Source organism: Mesorhizobium sp. M0276 (genome assembly GCF_040321755.1).
GTDB lineage: Bacteria > Pseudomonadota > Alphaproteobacteria > Rhizobiales > Rhizobiaceae > Mesorhizobium.
The window spans coordinates 85,858-102,009 of the sequence record NZ_JAMYSC010000013.1 but is presented as its reverse complement, the minus strand read 5'-3'; the positions used below and the strand labels follow the sequence as shown (position 1 = coordinate 102,009).

Below are 16,152 nucleotides of genomic sequence, written 5' to 3'. Positions count from 1 at the left end.
CTCAAGGGGGAAGATTGGCTGTCACTTCGGCTTTCGCCAATCCCCCACGCAGCGAAAGAGGCGCCGATCGAAGAAACTGCCAATCTCCCCACTTGAGGGGGAGATGTCCGGCAGGACAGAGGGGGGCGCCGTAGAGTGCCTTCCTGCGAGAGTTGCGCCCCCGTGCCTCATCGCTTTGCTGGCCTTCCTCCCCACCCCCGCCTTCGCGCACGCCTCTGACCGTGGCCATGTCCTGCTCCTGCCGACGGGCTACTACCTGGTCGGCGGCGCCTTCGCCGTTGCCGTCAGTTTCCTCGTGCTGGCGCTGCTGCCGGTGGATTGGCTCGATCGTTTCTGGCGCCGGCGCCTGCCGCTATTCACCTTCGGCGACAGCGTCCGCACTGCCGTCAGTCTGATATCCTTTGCCGGCTTTGCACTCCTGAGCGCCGCCGGATTTTCCGGCAGCCGCGACCCGCTCTCCAACCCGTTGCCGCTGGTGATCTGGACATTGCTGTGGGCCGGCGTCGCGCTGTTGCAAGGCGTCTTCGGCGATCTCTGGTCATGGCTCAACCCGTGGTACGGGCCATGGCGCCTCGTCTCGCGCCTGTTGGGCGGGGACGACGAGGGAAGGTGGCAATGCCCTCGATGGCTTGGCTACTGGCCGGCAGTGATACTGTTCTTCGCCTTTGCCTGGTTCGAACTCATCGATCCGGCGCCTGACGATCCGGTGCGGCTGGCCTCAGCCGCGGGCCTTTACTGGCTGCTCACCTTCCTTGCGATGCTGGTATTCGGCTATCGTGCCTGGAGCCGCAGCGGCGAATTCCTGACGGTTTTCTTCTCGATGGTGGCGCGCTTCGCGATTGTAGAGCGCGATGAGAACGGCCGGCTTGGCCTGTGCAGGCCGGGCGCCAAATTGCTCGCCGCCGAGCCATTGCCGACCAGCGGCATCGCCTTCCTGCTGCTGGCCCTGTCGTCGGTATCGTTCGACGGCTTGTCGAAGACGTTCTTCTGGCTTGGCCTGTTCGGCATCAATCCGCTCGAATTTCCCGGCCGCACCGCGGTGATCGGCAGCGGCACGTTCGGGTTGGTGCTGACATTCGTGCTGCTGGCGGCGGTGTTCCTGCTTGCCGTCTGGCTCGGCCAGCGTCTCGCCGGCGGTGATCGCACCCTCGGCGAGGCGGCTGGCCTGCTGGTCTGGTCGATCGTGCCGATCGCGCTCGCCTATCATGTCGCTCATTATCTGACCGCGCTGCTCGTCGACGGCCAATATGCGCTTGCGGCACTTTCCGACCCGTTCGCGCTGGGCTGGAACCTGTTCGGCACCGCCGACATGCAGATCGAGGCCGGCATCGTTGCCGGGGCGGACTCGGCGTGGTGGCTGTGGAATGTCCAGGCCGGCACCATCATATCAGGCCATGTGCTCGCCGTCCTGGTCGCCCACGGCTTCGCCTGGCGCCTGCACCCGCAGCCTTCCCGCGCCGCGCTCAGCCAGTTCCCGCTTACCTTGCTGATGATCGCCTACACCGTCTTCGGCCTCTGGTTGCTTGCCACGCCGACCGCCGGATGAGAAAACGGCGGCCTCGATATCGTCGGGGAAGCTCGCTTGCCACATCAAGGCTTTGGTGATTTAGTTTGTACACATGCAATTTTTCGCGTCCTCTGAGCGAGGATGCCTAAGCCGCCTTATCGTTGGTCAAAACTGAAAAACCGGGGAACGAAACATGGCTGACAAGAACGGATTTTTCGACCTCTCCAAGACTGCCCTCACCCGCCGTACGGCGCTGAAGGGTCTGGCTGCCACCGCCGGCCTGGTCACCGCCCCCGGCTTCGTACGCTATTCCCAGGCGCAGAGTTCGGCGCCGATCAAGATCGGCTTCCAGTCGCACCGCACCGGCATCGGCGCTGCCTATGGCCGCTGGTACGAGAAGACCACGGCTGCCGCGGTCAAGGCGATCAACGCTGCCGGCGGCATCAATGGCCGCCAGGTCGAGGTGATCATCGAGGATGACGGCACCGATCCCGGCCGTGGCGCCGAGGTGGTCGGCAAGTTCGCCACCCAGCACAAGACCGACATCGTCTTCGGCACGCTGTTCTCGCACGTCGTCATCGGTTCGGCGCCGGCTGCCGGCGAAGCCAAGATCCCCTATTTCGTCGTCAGCGAAGGCCACCATGTCGCCTCGACCAAGCTGAACCGGTATGTCTTCCAGCCCGGGATTACCGATGTGAAGAGCCAGATCCAGGCGATGGCGCCGTGGATCGCAGGCAATGTCGGCAAGAAGGTCACCATGATCTTCCCGGATTTCGCCTTCGGCTACGACCATCGCGACTACCTGCCGCCGGCGCTGAAGGCGCAAGGCGCCAACGTCATCGCCCAGATCGCCATCCCGCCGACGGAATCCTCCTTCACCAAGTACTTCCCGCAGATCCCGGCCGAGACCGAGGTGCTCTATCACGTCATGGTCGGCCCGGCGGTGCTCACCTTCGTCAAGGAACTCGGCGAATTCTACGGCTCCAACCGGCCGCAGTTGTTCGGTTTCATCGATTCGCTCGAAGCCACCGACATCAACAGCCCCGGCCTCGAATTCCTCGATGGCAGCCATTTCTGGGAAGGCTCGCCGCGCTATGCGCAGCCAGACGATTCCGAGGCGCAAAAGGCCTACCGCGCCGCCGTCGGCATCGACGACAATGGTGCCGCCGTCGGCGACCCCAAGGACGTCTCGACCGCGGCCCATATGTTCGGCTGCTGGGAAACGCTCTACGTCGTCAAGAAGGCGATGGAAGATGCCGGCTACAAGGGACCGGAAGACCGCGCCAAGCTGGTCGAGGCGACCGAGGCGCTGACCGAATTCGCCGAAGGACCCGAGCACCCGCAAGGACCCAAAACCTTCAATGGCAAGATCCACCAGTGCTTCGGCATTCAGAACATCTCCAAGGTCGAAGGCGGCAAACTGAAGGTCGTGCACAAGACCAAGATCGAGGACGGGCTTTACGAGCCCGAGGGGGATTACACGACGCAGGCGCTTTAGGCTTGGTCCTTTAAGCGCAGTGCCCTTCGGCCCACCCCCCTCTGTCCTGCCGGACATCTCCCCCTCAAGGGGGGAGATCGGCTGTTCTTGCGAAGGCGGCCATTTATCACCATCGGCTATTGGCGAAGGCAGCGGGGACAGCCAATCTCCCCCCTTGAGGGGGAGATGTCCGGCAGGGCAGAGGGGGGTGCGCCTCGCGCCTGCCTTGGGCGTATAGCCGATGCACTTCGGTCCGCACCTCCTCCTCGCCGCCCTCGAAGGCCTCGTCACCTCCGCGGTGCTGGCACTGACGGCGCTTGGTTTGTCGCTGGTGTTCGGCGTCATGCGCGTCGTCAATGTCGCGCATGGCGAGTTCTTCATGCTGGGTGCCGTGCTCGCCTGGGCGATCACCACGGCGATCGGCGGCCACCCGGCACTCGGCTTCCTGGCTGCATTGGTGATTGCGCCGCTGATCGTCGGCGCTATCGCGCTGGTCGCCGAACGCTTGGTGCTGCGCCGGCTCAACTACAATCCGGAAGCCACCATCGTTGCCACCATCGGCATGCTCTACATCATCCAGCAGTTGGCGCTGACCTTCTACGGTCCGGAGGCGCGGCCGGTGGAGCCGCCATTCAGCTATCGCATCCTTTTGCCGTGGTTCGGCTACTCCGGCTACAAGCTGTCCATTATCGCCGCTTCCGCGCTACTTCTGGTCGCGACATGGCTGGTGCTGACGCGGACCAAGATCGGCCTCATCATGCGCGCCACGCAGTATGACAGCGAGACGGCGCAGGCCTTCGGCATTCCCGTCGGTCGCGTCTATGGCGGCGTCTTCGCGCTCGGCGCCATGCTGGCGGCCGTTGCCGCGGTGCTGATCGTGCCGATCAGCCAGGCGCATTATCTGATGGGACAGGACCCGCTGCTGCTGTCCTTCATCGTCGTCATCATCGGTGGCCTCGGCTCGCTGCGCGGAACCGTCGTCGCCGCCGTGCTGATCGGCCTGTCCGACGGCATCATCTCGATGTTCTTCTCGCCGACGCTGGCCAAGATCATCGCCACCCTGCTCGTTGCCATGGTGCTGGTGTTCCGGCCGCAAGGCTTGTTCGGGACGGCGTCGCGATGAGCGAAGCTTCGCCGGCAAAAGCCTATGCCCTGCATCTCGGCGTCATCGCCCTGCTCTTCGTGCTGAGCTTCCTGCTGCCGGACTATTATCACGGCCTGCTCGCTCGCATTATGGTGCTGGCGGTCTTTGCCATGGGCTACAACATGCTGTTCGGCTATGTCGGCCTGCTCAGCCTCGGCCATGCCATGTTCTTCGCCGCCGGGCTCTATGGCGCCGGCCTTGCCGTCATCCATCTCGGCTGGAGCGTGCCACTGGCCTTCCTTGGCGGGATCGCCTGCGGGGCAGTGCTGGCGCTGGCGATAGGCCTGTTGGCGCTGCGCACCACGGGTGTCGCCTTTATGATCGTCACCATGATGTTCGCCCAGGTCTTCTACCTCCTCATTCTCTACTTCGCGACATGGACCGGTGGCGACCAGGGCATGGTCGTGCCGCAACCGGCACGGGTGCTTGCTTTCGGCTCGAGATCGCTCGATCTCACCAATCCGACCGTGCGCTATATGACGGCGCTGGCGCTGTTCTCGCTCGTGCTGCTTGTCACATTGGCGATCGTCCGCTCCAGATATGGCCGCGTGCTGGTCGCCATCCGCGAGAACGAGGAGCGGACGAAGATGCTCGGCTACGACACCTTCTCCAACAAACTCGCCGCGGTCGTCATCTCCGGCACTATCTGCGCTGCTTCGGGCGCCGCCTATGCCCTGCTGTTCGGCTATGTCGGGTCGAGCTTCGCTTCGGTGCAGTATTCGATCCTGCCGCTGCTCTGGGTGCTGCTCGGGGGTGCGGCCACGACACTCGGGCCGCTGATCGGCACGCTGTTCATGTATTATGTCATCGACATCACCAGCGGCTACACCTCGGCCTATCTGCTGATCGTCGGCATCGCGCTGATCCTTTTGGTGCTGTTTTTCCCCAAGGGCATTCTGGGCAGCATCCGGCAGCGCTGGCTTGGGTGGCTGCCATGATGCCGCTTTTGACCACCAAGGGCCTGTCGCGAAACTTCGGCGGCCTGCGCGCCGTCGACGGCGTCGATTTCGAACTGATGCCGGGCGAAATCCGCGCCGTCATCGGCCCGAACGGGGCGGGGAAGACGACTTTCGTCAGCCTGGTCAGCGGCCGCATCCAGCCATCTTCCGGCATGATAATCTTCGACGGTGCCGACATCACCAGCGAGCCGGCCTATATCAGGGTTCGCCAGGGCATCGCCTACACGTTCCAGATCACCAGCGTCTTTGCCAATCTTTCCGCCTACGACAATGTCGCGCTGCCGGTGCAGCGGACCCTGAGCGATGACCGCTCGAAGGGTGCGGTGCGGGCAGGCGTCATGGCGGCGCTCGAACGCACGGGGCTGGCCGATCGTGCCCACATGCCGGCCGGGCAGTTGTCCTATGGCCACCAGCGCCTACTGGAAGTGGCGATGGGCCTGGCACTGAAGCCGCGCCTGCTGATCCTCGACGAACCGACGCAAGGCCTTGCCGACAGTGAGATCGACAATTTCATCGAACTGGTGCGCGAGATCGCCAAAAACGCCACCGTGCTTCTGATCGAGCACAACATGCCTGTCGTCATGCAACTGGCCGACCGCATCACCGTCTTCAACGCTGGCAGGATTCTCGCCGAAGGCACGCCGGAAGCGATCCGCGAGAGTGCGGCGGTGCAGGAAGCCTATCTGGGGACGGCCCCATGACGGAGACGAAGTCCGAAGCATTGGCAATCGCGGGGCTCGACTGCTTCTATGGCGAGGTCCAGGTGCTCTATGGACTAGACCTGGTGCTGAACAAGGGCGAGGTGCTGTGCCTGTTCGGCCGCAACGGCGCCGGCAAGACGACGACGCTCAAGGCCATCATGGGGCTGGTCCCATCAAGCGCCGGCTCGATCAGGCTCGATGGCAAGGAATTGACCGGACTGCCGGCGCACGAGGTGCCCAAGGCCGGGGTCGCCTATGTGCCGCAGGGAAGGCGGCTGTTCGCCGAGATGACGGTGGCCGAAAACCTCGAGATCGGCCTGATGGCGCGTGGCAAGGGCAAGGCCGTGCGGGAAAACGTCCTCGACCTTTTTCCATTGCTGCGCCAGCGGCTGAGGCAACGCTCCGGTACGCTGTCCGGCGGCGAACAGCAGATGCTGGCGATGGCGCGTGCGCTGTGCCTCGAACCACAGGTACTGCTGCTCGACGAGCCGACCGAAGGGCTGATGCCGTCGATGATCGCCAAGATCCGCGAGACGGTGTCGCAATTGCGCGAGATGGGCGTCTCGACCATTCTGGTCGAACAGCGTGTCGACGCGGTGCTTTCGGTCGCCGACCGCGTTGCCTTCATCGAAAACGGCCGCAATCGCGAGACGGTCGATGTCGCAGAGCTGCGCGCCGACCCGTCGGCGGTGCGACGCTATGTCGGTGTCGGGTGATCAGCCGAAAAACAGAAAACCCGCGATCAGGAATATCGGGATCAGTACCAGGCCGGACCATGCCATATAGCCGAAAAAGCCCGGCATCTTCACGCCTCGATGTCGGGCTATGGCGTAGACCATGAAGTTCGGCGCATTGCCGATATAGGTGTTCGCGCCCATGAACACCGCCCCGGCCGAGATCGCCGCCAGAGTCGAGGCGAATTCCGTCATCAGGTGCCGTGGGTCGCCGCCGGCAAGCTCGAAAAACACCAGATAGGTCGGTGCATTGTCGAGGAAGGACGACAGCGCGCCGGTCAGCCAGAAATAGGCGAGGTCGTCGGGCCTGCCCGAGGACGAAGTGACGAGGGCGACCAGGGGCGCCAGCGCGCCGTCATGTCCGGCTCTCAAGATGGCGACGACCGGCACGATGCATATGAAGATGCCGGCAAACAGCTTTGCGACTTCCGCGATCGGTCCCCAATTGAAGCCGTTCGCCTCGCGGTGGCTCTTGCGCGAGACGGCGAGCGAAAGGAAGGCGAGCGCCAGGATGATGGCGTCGCGCACCAGGTTCTGCAGCTCGAGACTCACCCCGAGGGCGGAAAAGCTCACGCCCGGCTTCCAGGCCGCCGACAGCAGGATGGCACCGATCACGCCGGCCAGCAGTGGAAGATTGGCCAGGCCGCGCAGACGCACCTCCGTATCCGGTGTCGGATCCTTGATCTTTGGCGCGCCAGCCTCGCGCCGGTGCAGGACGATATCGATGCCTAGGAAGACGGCCAGCACGAGACCGCCGACGAACAGCGTTTCGCGATAGAGATTGGCAGTCGTCCAGAAGAAGTCGACACCGCGCAGGAAGCCGATGAACAGTGGCGGGTCGCCCAAAGGCGTCAGCGAACCGCCGATGTTGGAGACCAGGAAGATGAAGAAGATCACGACATGGGCGTTGAACGGCCTGGCGTCGTTGGCGCGCAGGATCGGCCGGATCAGGATCATCGAGGCGCCGGTCGTGCCGATGACCGAGGCGAGCAGTGCACCGACCAGCAACAGCCCGGCATTGACCAGCGGCGTCCCATGAATGTTGCCGGCGACCAGAATGCCGCCTGAAATGGTGAACAGTGCAAACAGCAGGATGATGAACGACATGTATTCGGTAAGCAGCGCATGCAACACCGCCTCGGTCGCCGAGGGGACGCCGAAGGCAAGGGCCAGCGGCACGATCACCAGCGCCGCCCACAGGCCCGCGATCTTGCCGTAGTGATGCTCCCAGGCATGAGGGAACAGCAGCGGGCCGGTGGCGATCGACAAAAGCAGTCCGGTGAAGGGCAGCGCCCACCACAGCGACATCGCGGCACCGGGCAGGCCGTGGTCTTCGGCAGCAAAAGCCATTCCAGGAAATAGTATTGCGAAAACCGCTATAATGCATGCCGCCCAGGCATTCACGGGATAGAGGCGGATAGCGCATGAGAAAGGCCCCCTCATCCGACCGCTGCGCGGCCACCTTCTCCCCGCCGGGGAGAAGAGGCAGGCGTCGGCGCCAGCGAACTCCTCTCCCCTCGGGGAGAGGTCGGATTGCCCCGAATTACCCTTCGTAATTCGGTTGGCAATCCGGGTGAGGGGGCTCTTTCCCAAGGGTCCGTTCAGTCCGACAAGGGATCTTCGAGCGTCACTCCGGCGTCGCGCATGCGGTGCAGCATTGTGTCGAGCGAACCATTGAGATCGATGCCACGGCAGGCATCGAGCCTGACGGTGGTCTTGAAACCCTGGCTGACGGCGTCCAGCGCCGAGAAGGCGACGCAGAAATCGGTCGCCAGCCCGACCAGGGTCAGCGTGCCGATGCCGCGTTCCCGGAGATAGCCGCCAAGACCGGTTTGGGTCTTGCGGTCATTCTCGAAAAAGGCCGAATAGCTGTCGATATCGGGCCGAAATCCCTTGCGGATGACGAGTTCGGCCTTGGTCCAGGCAAGGCCGGAATGGAAATCGGAGCCCAGGCTGCCCTGGATGCAATGGTCGGGCCACAGCGTCTGCTGGCCATAGGGCATTTCGATCATCGTGAAAGGCTGCGCGCCCGGATGGCTGGAAGCAAAGCTGGAATGGCCGGCGGGGTGCCAGTCCTGCGTCAGCACGACGTGATCGGCGTGCCGGATCAGGTCGTTGACCAGCGGCACGATCTCGTCGCCGCCGGCAACCGCCAGCGCGCCACCCGGACAAAAGTCGTTTTGCAGGTCGATGACGACAAGCGCTTCGTCGGCCATGGGCTTTCCTCTTCCGTATGCAGGCTCCAGTGGAAAATGCCGCTGACGCGACCGGACGCAGAAACTTGACCAGAAGGGCCGCGGCGTCAACCTCTCAAGGCATAAGAAATGCGCGCCGACCGAGTGGTCGCAAACTCCGGCTTTGACAATTCCTGCCGTCTTGATATCATTTGCATACGAATGAATTCCCCCGGTTGCCGATGCCGGAAGGATCTTTCGAAATACCGGTTCTGGAAGACCTCTTTTCTGGAAGGCAAGGCGTGATCCGTTACGCGAAACCCACCTCGGTCGACGAAGCGCTCGCTTTGCTTGGCGAGGGCGCCTGGCGCATTCTTGCCGGCGGCACCGATTTTTATCCGGCGCAGGGCAGCAAGCCGTTCCGGGACGATGTCCTCGACATCAACGGCCTGGCGGCGCTTCGCGGCATTGCAGAGACGGGCAGCCATTTCGTCATCGGTGCGCGTACGACCTGGACCGATATCATTCGCCATCCCGTACCGCCGGCCTTCGATGCGCTGAAACAGGCGGCGCGAGAGGTCGGCTCGGCGCAGATCCAGAATGTCGCCTCCGTCGCCGGCAACCTCTGCAACGCGTCGCCTGCCGCCGATGGTGTGCCAGCTTTGCTGGTTCTCGATGCCGAGGTCGAACTGCGTTCCGTGGCGACGACACGTTATCTGCCGTTGCACGATTTCATTCTCGGCAACCGCCGCACGGCCTTGCTCCCAGGCGAGATGGTGACGGCCATTCGCGTGCCGAAAGGCGCTACCACTGGCACGTCGGCTTTCGTCAAGCTCGGCGCGCGGCGCTACCTTGTGATCTCCATTGCCATGGTGGCGGCGCGACTGGTTGTCGAGAATGGTATTGTCGCGAATGCCATGGTCGCCGCCGGCTCCTGCTCGGTGGTGGCCAAGCGGCTTGTTGGCGTCGAGGCTGCGTTGCGCGGGCTCCCATCGGACGACGGACTCGCCGATGCGATCCTGTCCGCCCCGATGGGCGAATTGTCGCCGATCGCCGATGTGCGCGGCAGTGCCGAGTACCGGATCGATGCGGTGCGCGAGATCGTGGCCCGCGCCGTGCTTGCGGCTGTGGGATGGACGACTGGCGACGAGGTGGCGGCGTGAGCCAAGTTCAGCCTGAAATGAATGAAGCCCTGCCCGATCTGGGCAACGCCCTGCCTGGCTTCGGCGCCGCACGGGCCGATATCACTTTCGAGGTCAATGGCGACGCCATCTCGGTCAACGTACCGCCGCTGCGCCGGCTGTCCACGGTATTGCGCGACGAACTGCTGCTGACCGGCACCAAGGTCGGCTGCGATGCCGGCGATTGCGGTGCCTGCACGGTGCTGGTCGACGGCGATCCCGTCTGCGCCTGCCTGATGTCGGCTGCGTCCGCTGCCGGAACGTCGGTGACAACCGTTGAAGGCCTCGCCAATGGCCGGCTGTCGGCGCTGCAAGCCTCGTTCCTTGCCCACGGCGCGGCGCAGTGCGGCATCTGCACGCCAGCGCTGCTGGTCGCGGCAACGGCATTGCTGGACAAGCGGCCTAACCCGACCGAGACCGAGGTGCAGGACGCGCTGGGCGGGATTCTGTGCCGCTGTACGGGCTACCGGAAGATCATCGCGGCGGTGATGGACGCGTCGCTGCAACCAGCAAGCCTCGATTTCCGCTTGCCTCAATCCGGCCAAGCGGTCGGCTCCTCCCCCGTCAGGCTCGATGGCGTGCCAAAAGTCACCGGCGGTGAGAAATTCGGCGGCGATTCTTTCCCTGCCGACGCGCTGGCCGTGCTGGTGGTCCGCTCGCCGCATTATCATGCCGGCTTCGCCTTCGGTGACCTCGACGGCTGGGCGAAGGCACATCCCGGCATCGCCGGTGTCTTCACTGCTGCCGACATTCCCGGCAAGAACTGTTTCGGCGTGATCGGGCCGTTCGCCGACCAGCCGGCGCTGGCCGAAGGGTTTGCTCGCCTGCGCGGCGAGGCGGTAGCTCTCGTTGCCGGCGAGCGCGAGGCGATCCTCGATCTAGACATGTCGGATTTTCCGGTTCGCTGGACCGAATTGCCGCATTTTCTGGAGCCGTGCGATGCGAGAGCCGGCGGTACCAAGCTCATTCATGACAACCGGCTGGGAAACCTACTTACTGCCGGCTTCGTCGAACGCGGTGACCCCGAGGCGGCTCTCGCCGGCGCGGCGTTCACCGTGTCCGGCGCCATCGACACCTCCTATGTCGAGCACGCCTATATCGAACCGGAAGCCGGCTATGCGTATCTGGACGGCGATACGCTGGTGGTCGTCGCCTGCACCCAGGCGCCCTATATGGATCGCGACGAGACGGCGAAGGTGCTCGGCCTTGCCGTCGACAAGGTGCGCATCGTGCCGACGGCGACAGGTGGCGGTTTCGGCTCGAAACTCGACGTCTCGCTGCAGCCGCTGATCGGCCTTGTGGCGCTGAAGACCGGACGGCCGGCGGCACTCACCTACACCCGCAACGAATCTATGGTGTCGACCACCAAGCGTCACCCGGCCGAGATGAAGGCGACGATCGGCGCCGATGCCGATGGCCTTGTCACCGGCATGATCTTCGAAGGCGATTTCAACACCGGCGCCTATGCGAGCTGGGGGCCGACGGTCGCCAACCGCGTCCCGGTGCATGCGTCCGGACCCTACGCGACGCCGAACTACCGGGCCGAGGGCCGGGCCATTCACACGCATGGGCCGATTTCCGGCGCCTTCCGTGGCTTCGGGGTGCCGCAGGCGACGATCATGCAGGAGACGCTCTATGACGAGCTGGCCGGCAAGCTCGGCATGGACCGGCTTGAGTTTCGCTTGAAGAACTGCCTTCGGAACGGTTCCGAAACGGTTACCGGGCAGCGACTGGACTCCGGTGTCGGCATTGCCGAATGCCTCGAATCGCTGCGGCCGCATTGGGCGCTCGCCACGGCCGATGCGGATGCGTTCAACAGTGCCAACAGGGATAGAAAGCGCGGCGTTGGCATCGCGTCCTGCTGGTACGGCTGCGGCAACACTTCGCTGCCCAACCCGTCGACCATCCGCGTCGGCATCGCGGCTGACGGCACGGTCATCCTGCACCAGGGCGCCGTCGATATCGGCCAGGGTTCGAACACCGTCATCACCCAGATCTGCGCCGATGCGCTTGGCCTGCCGCTGGAGAAATTCCAGCTGAAGAGCGCCGATACATCAATCACTCCCGACGCCGGCAAGACATCGGCCTCGCGCCAGACCTTCGTCACCGGCAAGGCGGCAGAGAAGGCCGGCCGCGCCTTGCGCGAAAAGATCCTGCGTTTCGCCAATGTGTCCGAAAAGGCATCGCTGCAACTCGACGGCCCGGCGATCGCTATCCGCGAAGGTGAGGCCACTCGCCGTATCGAACTCGCCTCGCTCGACGTGGATGCCGAAGGCTTCGTCTTCCGTGCCGAGGAGACCTACGACCCGCCGACGCTGCCGCTAGACGCCAAGGGCCAGGGCAAGCCCTATGCGGTCTATGGCTATGGCGCGCAGATTGCTGAACTCGAGGTCGACCTCAAGCTCGGCACGGTGAAGCTGATCAAGATCACCGCAGCGCACGACGTCGGCAAGGCGATCAACCCGCTGCTGGTCGAGGGCCAGATCGAAGGCGGCATCGCGCAAGGCATCGGCATGGCGCTGATGGAGGAGTATATCCCCGGCCGCACCGAGAATCTGCACGACTATCTCATTCCGACCATCGGCGACGTTCCGCCGATCGAGACCATCCTGATAGAAGTTCCGGATCCGGAAGGACCCTTTGGCGCCAAGGGGTTGGGCGAGCATGTGCTGATCCCGACGGCGCCGGCGATCCTCAACGCCATCCGCCACGCCACCGGCGTCCTGGTCACCAAGGTTCCGGCGACGCCGACGCGTATCCGCGCCGCTATTCGCGAAAAGGAGGCACGCCGATGAGCGAGCTTGCCGAACGCTTCGAAACCCACGATCCCGGCGAGAAGCTGGTGGCGGAGAAGATCCGCTGCGATGCTTGTCCGGTGATGTGCTACATCGCCGATGGGCGCACCGGCGCCTGCGACCGCTACGGCAATGTCGGCGGCAGGATCGTGCGGATGGACCCGCTGACCATCCTCGACCATGCGGCGGAAACCGGCGTGGCAATCGTGCCGTTCGTTGCCGAGGGCGAGGCGTGGGACGGCGAACTGATCAACACCGGCCGCCGCTTCGTCACTGCCATTGGTGCCGGAACCACCTACCCCGACTACAAGCCGGCGCCGTTCATCGTCAGCCAGGAGGTCGAGGGGGTCGATCTCGTCACGGTCGTTACCGAGGGCATCTTCTCCTATTGCGGCGTCAAGGTGAAGATCGACACCGACCGTCATATCGGACCCGAAACAGCTGTGGTGCGGTCGCAGGGCGAAGCGATCGGCCATGTCACGACAGGCGAATATGGCTCTCAGATGCTGTCGCTTGGCGGCGTGCACCATCTGACCGGCGGCTCCAAGGCTGAAGGCCGCGCCACTTGCGACGCGCTGCTCAATCTGTGCAACCGCAAGCCTGTCGAACTGGCCATCGACGGCGGCGCCATCATCACAGTCGAAGCCGGCAAGCCACCCGTCATCGACGGCAAGCAGGAACACCGCATGCGTGTCGGGTGCGGCTCGGCCACCATCGGCATGTTCGCCACGCAATGGCGCGGCCTGGTCGACGAGGTGGTGGTGGTCGACGACCACATAACCGGTGTCGTTTCCGAGCATCAGGCCGGCAAGGTGTTGGGCTGGCAGGACACCGGCATAAAAATCATCGGCCGCCGCTCGACGCCAGGCCGCTATTTCAAGGTTTCCGAACCCGGCCTCGGCTGGGGCGGCACCAGCATATCCGACCCGCTGTCGATCCTCGGCGAATGGAATGCCAAGAAGGGCGCGCGGCCGGGCCTGTCGCTGCTGATGGTTTCGACCACCGGCGAGCAGTTCGCCTATTACGAGCTCGACGACGAGCTGAAGCCGGTGCAGAAGCCATTTCCCGAACGGCTGCAGAAATCGGTCGAACTGATCGAGGACAATTGCGAGCCGGCGCTGTGTACCGTGCTGTTCATCGGCGGCGCCGGTGGTTCGCTGCGCGCCGGCGTCACCGAAAACCCGGTCAACCTGACCCGTTCCGTGCAGGGCTTGACTACCTATGTCACGGTCGGCGGCGCGCCGGTCTATGTCTGGCCGGGCGGCGGCATCACGCTGATGGTCGATGTCACGCGGGTGCCGGAGGGCGCCTTCGGCTATGTGCCGACACCCGCACTTGTTGCGCCGATCGAATTCACCCTGCGCCGTGACGATTATGTCAGGCTCGGCGGTTACGAGACCGAGATCCGTAGCGTCGAGGACATCGTTGCCAGGGGTGGCGAATACCTCAATCCGCGACGCGGCACCGATGCGCCGGCCAGCAATCCATGGCCGCCGCTGGCGCAATTGCGCCGCGCTGTGTCGAACGGGGCTGGGTGATGGAAGGCCCGCAAGTACATTGGCTGCAGGACGGCAAGCGGCTGCATCTCAACCACGGGCCGATCGACCTGATCGTCGAAGCCTTTGGCGAGGCGGGCGAATGCCGCCTGGCCTACGAGCAAGCCGTGGCGCGGTTCCAGACCATCCTGCCCGAGCTGGTGGAGGAATTGCCCGAACTGCGCCGCCCAGCCGCGTTGCGGGCCCGCGCTTTCGTCGGTCCGACAGCGCGGCGCATGGAAGCGGCTGTAATGCCGTTGGCCGAAAGCTTCATCACACCGATGGCGGCCGTCGCCGGCTCGGTAGCCGACGAAATGCTTGATGCGCTGCTTGTCGGACGCAGGCTCGATCGCGCCTATGTCAACAATGGCGGCGACAGTGCGATCCATCTCGGCGCCGGCCGATCGATGACACTTGCCATCGCCGGCACCGGGCACGGCCTCGCCGATCGCATCGTCATCCATGTCGAGGATGGCGTGCGCGGCGTTGCCACCAGCGGCTGGCGCGGGCGCTCGTTTTCGTTGGGCATTGCCGATGCGGTGACCGTGCTGGCGCGCACGGGAGCAGAAGCCGATGCCGCCGCGACGCTGATCGCCAACGCCGTCGACTTGGCCAATCATCAGGCTATCCGGCGTGTGCCGGCGCGCGATCTGGCGCCGGACAGCGACCTTGGCGACAGGCTTGTCACGCAAGAGGTCGGCCGGCTTTCTCCAGCGGAGATCGCCATGGCGCTGGACAGCGGCCTTGCCGTCGCCGAAGATTTCCGCCGCAGGGGCTTGATCGCCGCATCGGCGCTCTTCCTTGCCGGCCAGACCCGCATCAGTGGTTCAATGGCGCTCGCCGCGCCCAACAAAAGTCCAGGGAAGGAAGTTGCCCATGCCTGAGTTTCCGATCCGCAAGATCGCGGTTCTGACCGAGGAGATCTTTCACGAGGGCGGGCCGGTCGCAAAAGTGCCGCGCCGCCGCGCCGCCGCCATGGCGCTGGTGACGAACCCGTTCGCCGGGCGCTATGTCGAGGATTTGCAGAGCGCCATGGATGATCTGAAGCCGCTCGGCCTGCTGCTCGCCGACCGGCTGATCGCCGCACTCGGCGGCGACGTCAAACAGATCGACGGTTACGGCAAGGGCGCCATTGTCGGCACATCGGGCGAACTCGAGCATGGCGCGCTCTGGCATGTGCCGGGCGGCTACGCGATGCGCGAACGGCTCGGCGACGCCAAGGCGATCGTGCCGTCGGCGAAGAAGGTCGGCGCTTTCGGTTCAAAGCTCGACGTGCCGCTCGGCCATATCAACGCCGCCTATGTGCGAAGCCATTTCGACGCCATGGAAGTCGGCATCAGCGACGGGCCGCGCCCCGACGAGATCCTGTTTTGCCTCGCCATGACCTGTGGCCCGCGCGTGCACGACCGCATGGGCGGCCTAGCCGCCAAGGATATCAAGGCCTGGGACGGGCTGCGGTGAGTGCTGAGGAAAATCTGCTGAAGCTGGTCGAGTCCGAAGAGCCTGACGACCAGGATTACCATTTGCAGGAGCAGGTCGGCTTCATCCTGCGCAAGGCGCATCAGCGCCATGTCTCGATCTTTGCCGCGCATATCGGCGACCTGACGCCACCGCAATTCGCGGCTCTCGCCAAGCTGCGCGACGTCGGCGAGACCTCGCAGAACCAGCTCGGCACGCTGATCGCCATGGATGCGGCGACGGTGAAGGGTGTCATCGACCGGCTGAAGGCGCGCGGCCTTGTCGAGCTTTCCAAGCATGAGGTCGACAAGCGACGGCTGCTGGTCAACCTGACCGCAGAAGGCCGCGACGCCATCGAGCGCCTGATCCCGCTGGCCCGTGAGATCACAAGGGAAACACTGGCGCCGCTCTCGGCCAAGGAGATCGCCACCTTCATGAAACTGCTGGCGAAGCTGGCGTAGGCGGATCTGCCGGGCGCAAAAGCACC

At 64.4% G+C, this 16,152-nt stretch carries 14 protein-coding genes; 12 read left to right on the top strand and 2 right to left on the bottom strand.

Features of this window, described 5'->3' with window-relative positions:
• Positions 1–103 precede the first annotated feature (103 nt).
• The 6 genes from NKJ01_RS12795 to NKJ01_RS12770 all read left to right on the top strand — a co-directional run bounded on the left by NKJ01_RS12795 (position 104) and on the right by NKJ01_RS12770 (position 6,504).
• A complete protein-coding gene (locus NKJ01_RS12795; RefSeq protein WP_352728348.1) occupies positions 104–1,546 on the top strand; it encodes a hypothetical protein in 1,443 nt (480 codons plus the stop codon).
• A gap of 154 nt (positions 1,547–1,700) precedes the next feature.
• The gene (locus tag NKJ01_RS12790) at positions 1,701–3,005 is read left to right on the top strand and encodes an ABC transporter substrate-binding protein (RefSeq protein ID WP_352728347.1); all 1,305 of its coding nucleotides are present in this window, start codon (positions 1,701–1,703) and stop codon (positions 3,003–3,005) included.
• A 220-nt stretch (positions 3,006–3,225) separates the two neighbouring features.
• Entirely contained in the window at positions 3,226–4,107 is an 882-nt protein-coding gene (locus NKJ01_RS12785) for a branched-chain amino acid ABC transporter permease (RefSeq protein WP_023761411.1), read from the top strand.
• The gene (locus NKJ01_RS12780) at positions 4,104–5,066 is read left to right on the top strand and encodes a branched-chain amino acid ABC transporter permease (protein ID WP_352728344.1); all 963 of its coding nucleotides are present in this window, start codon (positions 4,104–4,106) and stop codon (positions 5,064–5,066) included. Before NKJ01_RS12785 ends, NKJ01_RS12780 begins: the two co-directional genes overlap by 4 nt.
• Entirely contained in the window at positions 5,063–5,788 is a 726-nt protein-coding gene (locus NKJ01_RS12775) for an ABC transporter ATP-binding protein (RefSeq protein WP_352728342.1), read from the top strand. Before NKJ01_RS12780 ends, NKJ01_RS12775 begins: the two co-directional genes overlap by 4 nt.
• Positions 5,785–6,504: an ABC transporter ATP-binding protein gene (locus tag NKJ01_RS12770; protein WP_352728340.1), complete on the top strand. Its 720-nt coding sequence runs from the start codon at positions 5,785–5,787 to the stop codon at positions 6,502–6,504. The genes NKJ01_RS12775 and NKJ01_RS12770 overlap by 4 nt, the downstream gene beginning before the upstream one ends.
• Here the strand turns inward: NKJ01_RS12770 and NKJ01_RS12765 are convergent, their stop codons facing one another.
• Both NKJ01_RS12765 and pncA read right to left on the bottom strand, forming a co-directional pair.
• Positions 6,505–7,872, bottom strand: a complete 1,368-nt coding sequence (locus tag NKJ01_RS12765; protein WP_352728339.1) for a sodium:proton antiporter — start codon at positions 7,870–7,872, stop codon at positions 6,505–6,507.
• A 251-nt stretch (positions 7,873–8,123) separates the two neighbouring features.
• Positions 8,124–8,738, bottom strand: a complete 615-nt coding sequence (gene pncA / locus NKJ01_RS12760; RefSeq protein WP_352728337.1) for a bifunctional nicotinamidase/pyrazinamidase — start codon at positions 8,736–8,738, stop codon at positions 8,124–8,126.
• A 260-nt stretch (positions 8,739–8,998) separates the two neighbouring features.
• Here pncA and NKJ01_RS12755 point away from each other — a divergent pair, with 260 nt between their 5' ends.
• From NKJ01_RS12755 to NKJ01_RS12730, 6 genes are read left to right on the top strand one after another with little or no spacing between them, the layout of a single operon-like run.
• Entirely contained in the window at positions 8,999–9,859 is an 861-nt protein-coding gene (locus NKJ01_RS12755; RefSeq protein ID WP_352728335.1) for an FAD binding domain-containing protein, read from the top strand.
• 17 nt (positions 9,860–9,876) lie between these two features.
• Positions 9,877–12,672 (top strand): molybdopterin-dependent oxidoreductase, encoded by a 2,796-nt coding sequence (locus NKJ01_RS12750; RefSeq protein WP_352728434.1) that lies wholly within the window; start codon positions 9,877–9,879, stop codon positions 12,670–12,672.
• Positions 12,669–14,210, top strand: coding sequence for a 6-hydroxynicotinate reductase (locus NKJ01_RS12745; RefSeq protein WP_352601716.1), 1,542 nt, complete (start codon positions 12,669–12,671; stop codon positions 14,208–14,210). Before NKJ01_RS12750 ends, NKJ01_RS12745 begins: the two co-directional genes overlap by 4 nt.
• Positions 14,210–15,091, top strand: coding sequence for a UPF0280 family protein (locus NKJ01_RS12740; protein ID WP_352601855.1), 882 nt, complete (start codon positions 14,210–14,212; stop codon positions 15,089–15,091). The genes NKJ01_RS12745 and NKJ01_RS12740 overlap by 1 nt, the downstream gene beginning before the upstream one ends.
• Positions 15,084–15,668, top strand: coding sequence for an amino acid synthesis family protein (locus tag NKJ01_RS12735; RefSeq protein WP_352601719.1), 585 nt, complete (start codon positions 15,084–15,086; stop codon positions 15,666–15,668). Before NKJ01_RS12740 ends, NKJ01_RS12735 begins: the two co-directional genes overlap by 8 nt.
• Complete coding sequence (locus tag NKJ01_RS12730) at positions 15,665–16,126, top strand: MarR family winged helix-turn-helix transcriptional regulator (protein WP_023761400.1); 462 nt, start codon at positions 15,665–15,667, stop codon at positions 16,124–16,126. Before NKJ01_RS12735 ends, NKJ01_RS12730 begins: the two co-directional genes overlap by 4 nt.
• Positions 16,127–16,152 lie beyond the last annotated feature (26 nt).

Bases quoted from the DNA above. Each gene is read 5' to 3' on its own strand.
- NKJ01_RS12740 (WP_352601855.1), top strand. From the start codon at position 14,210: ATGGAAGGCCCGCAAGTACATTGGCTGCAGGACGGCAAGCGGCTGCAT.
- NKJ01_RS12790 (WP_352728347.1), top strand. From the start codon at position 1,701: ATGGCTGACAAGAACGGATTTTTCGACCTCTCCAAGACTGCCCTCACC.
- NKJ01_RS12780 (WP_352728344.1), top strand. From the start codon at position 4,104: ATGAGCGAAGCTTCGCCGGCAAAAGCCTATGCCCTGCATCTCGGCGTC.
- NKJ01_RS12745 (WP_352601716.1), top strand. From the start codon at position 12,669: ATGAGCGAGCTTGCCGAACGCTTCGAAACCCACGATCCCGGCGAGAAG.
- NKJ01_RS12765 (WP_352728339.1), bottom strand. From the start codon at position 7,872: ATGGCTTTTGCTGCCGAAGACCACGGCCTGCCCGGTGCCGCGATGTCG.
- NKJ01_RS12785 (WP_023761411.1), top strand. From the start codon at position 3,226: ATGCACTTCGGTCCGCACCTCCTCCTCGCCGCCCTCGAAGGCCTCGTC.
- NKJ01_RS12750 (WP_352728434.1), top strand. From the start codon at position 9,877: ATGAATGAAGCCCTGCCCGATCTGGGCAACGCCCTGCCTGGCTTCGGC.
- NKJ01_RS12795 (WP_352728348.1), top strand. From the start codon at position 104: ATGTCCGGCAGGACAGAGGGGGGCGCCGTAGAGTGCCTTCCTGCGAGA.
- NKJ01_RS12770 (WP_352728340.1), top strand. From the start codon at position 5,785: ATGACGGAGACGAAGTCCGAAGCATTGGCAATCGCGGGGCTCGACTGC.
- pncA (WP_352728337.1), bottom strand. From the start codon at position 8,738: ATGGCCGACGAAGCGCTTGTCGTCATCGACCTGCAAAACGACTTTTGT.
- NKJ01_RS12775 (WP_352728342.1), top strand. From the start codon at position 5,063: ATGATGCCGCTTTTGACCACCAAGGGCCTGTCGCGAAACTTCGGCGGC.
- NKJ01_RS12735 (WP_352601719.1), top strand. From the start codon at position 15,084: ATGCCTGAGTTTCCGATCCGCAAGATCGCGGTTCTGACCGAGGAGATC.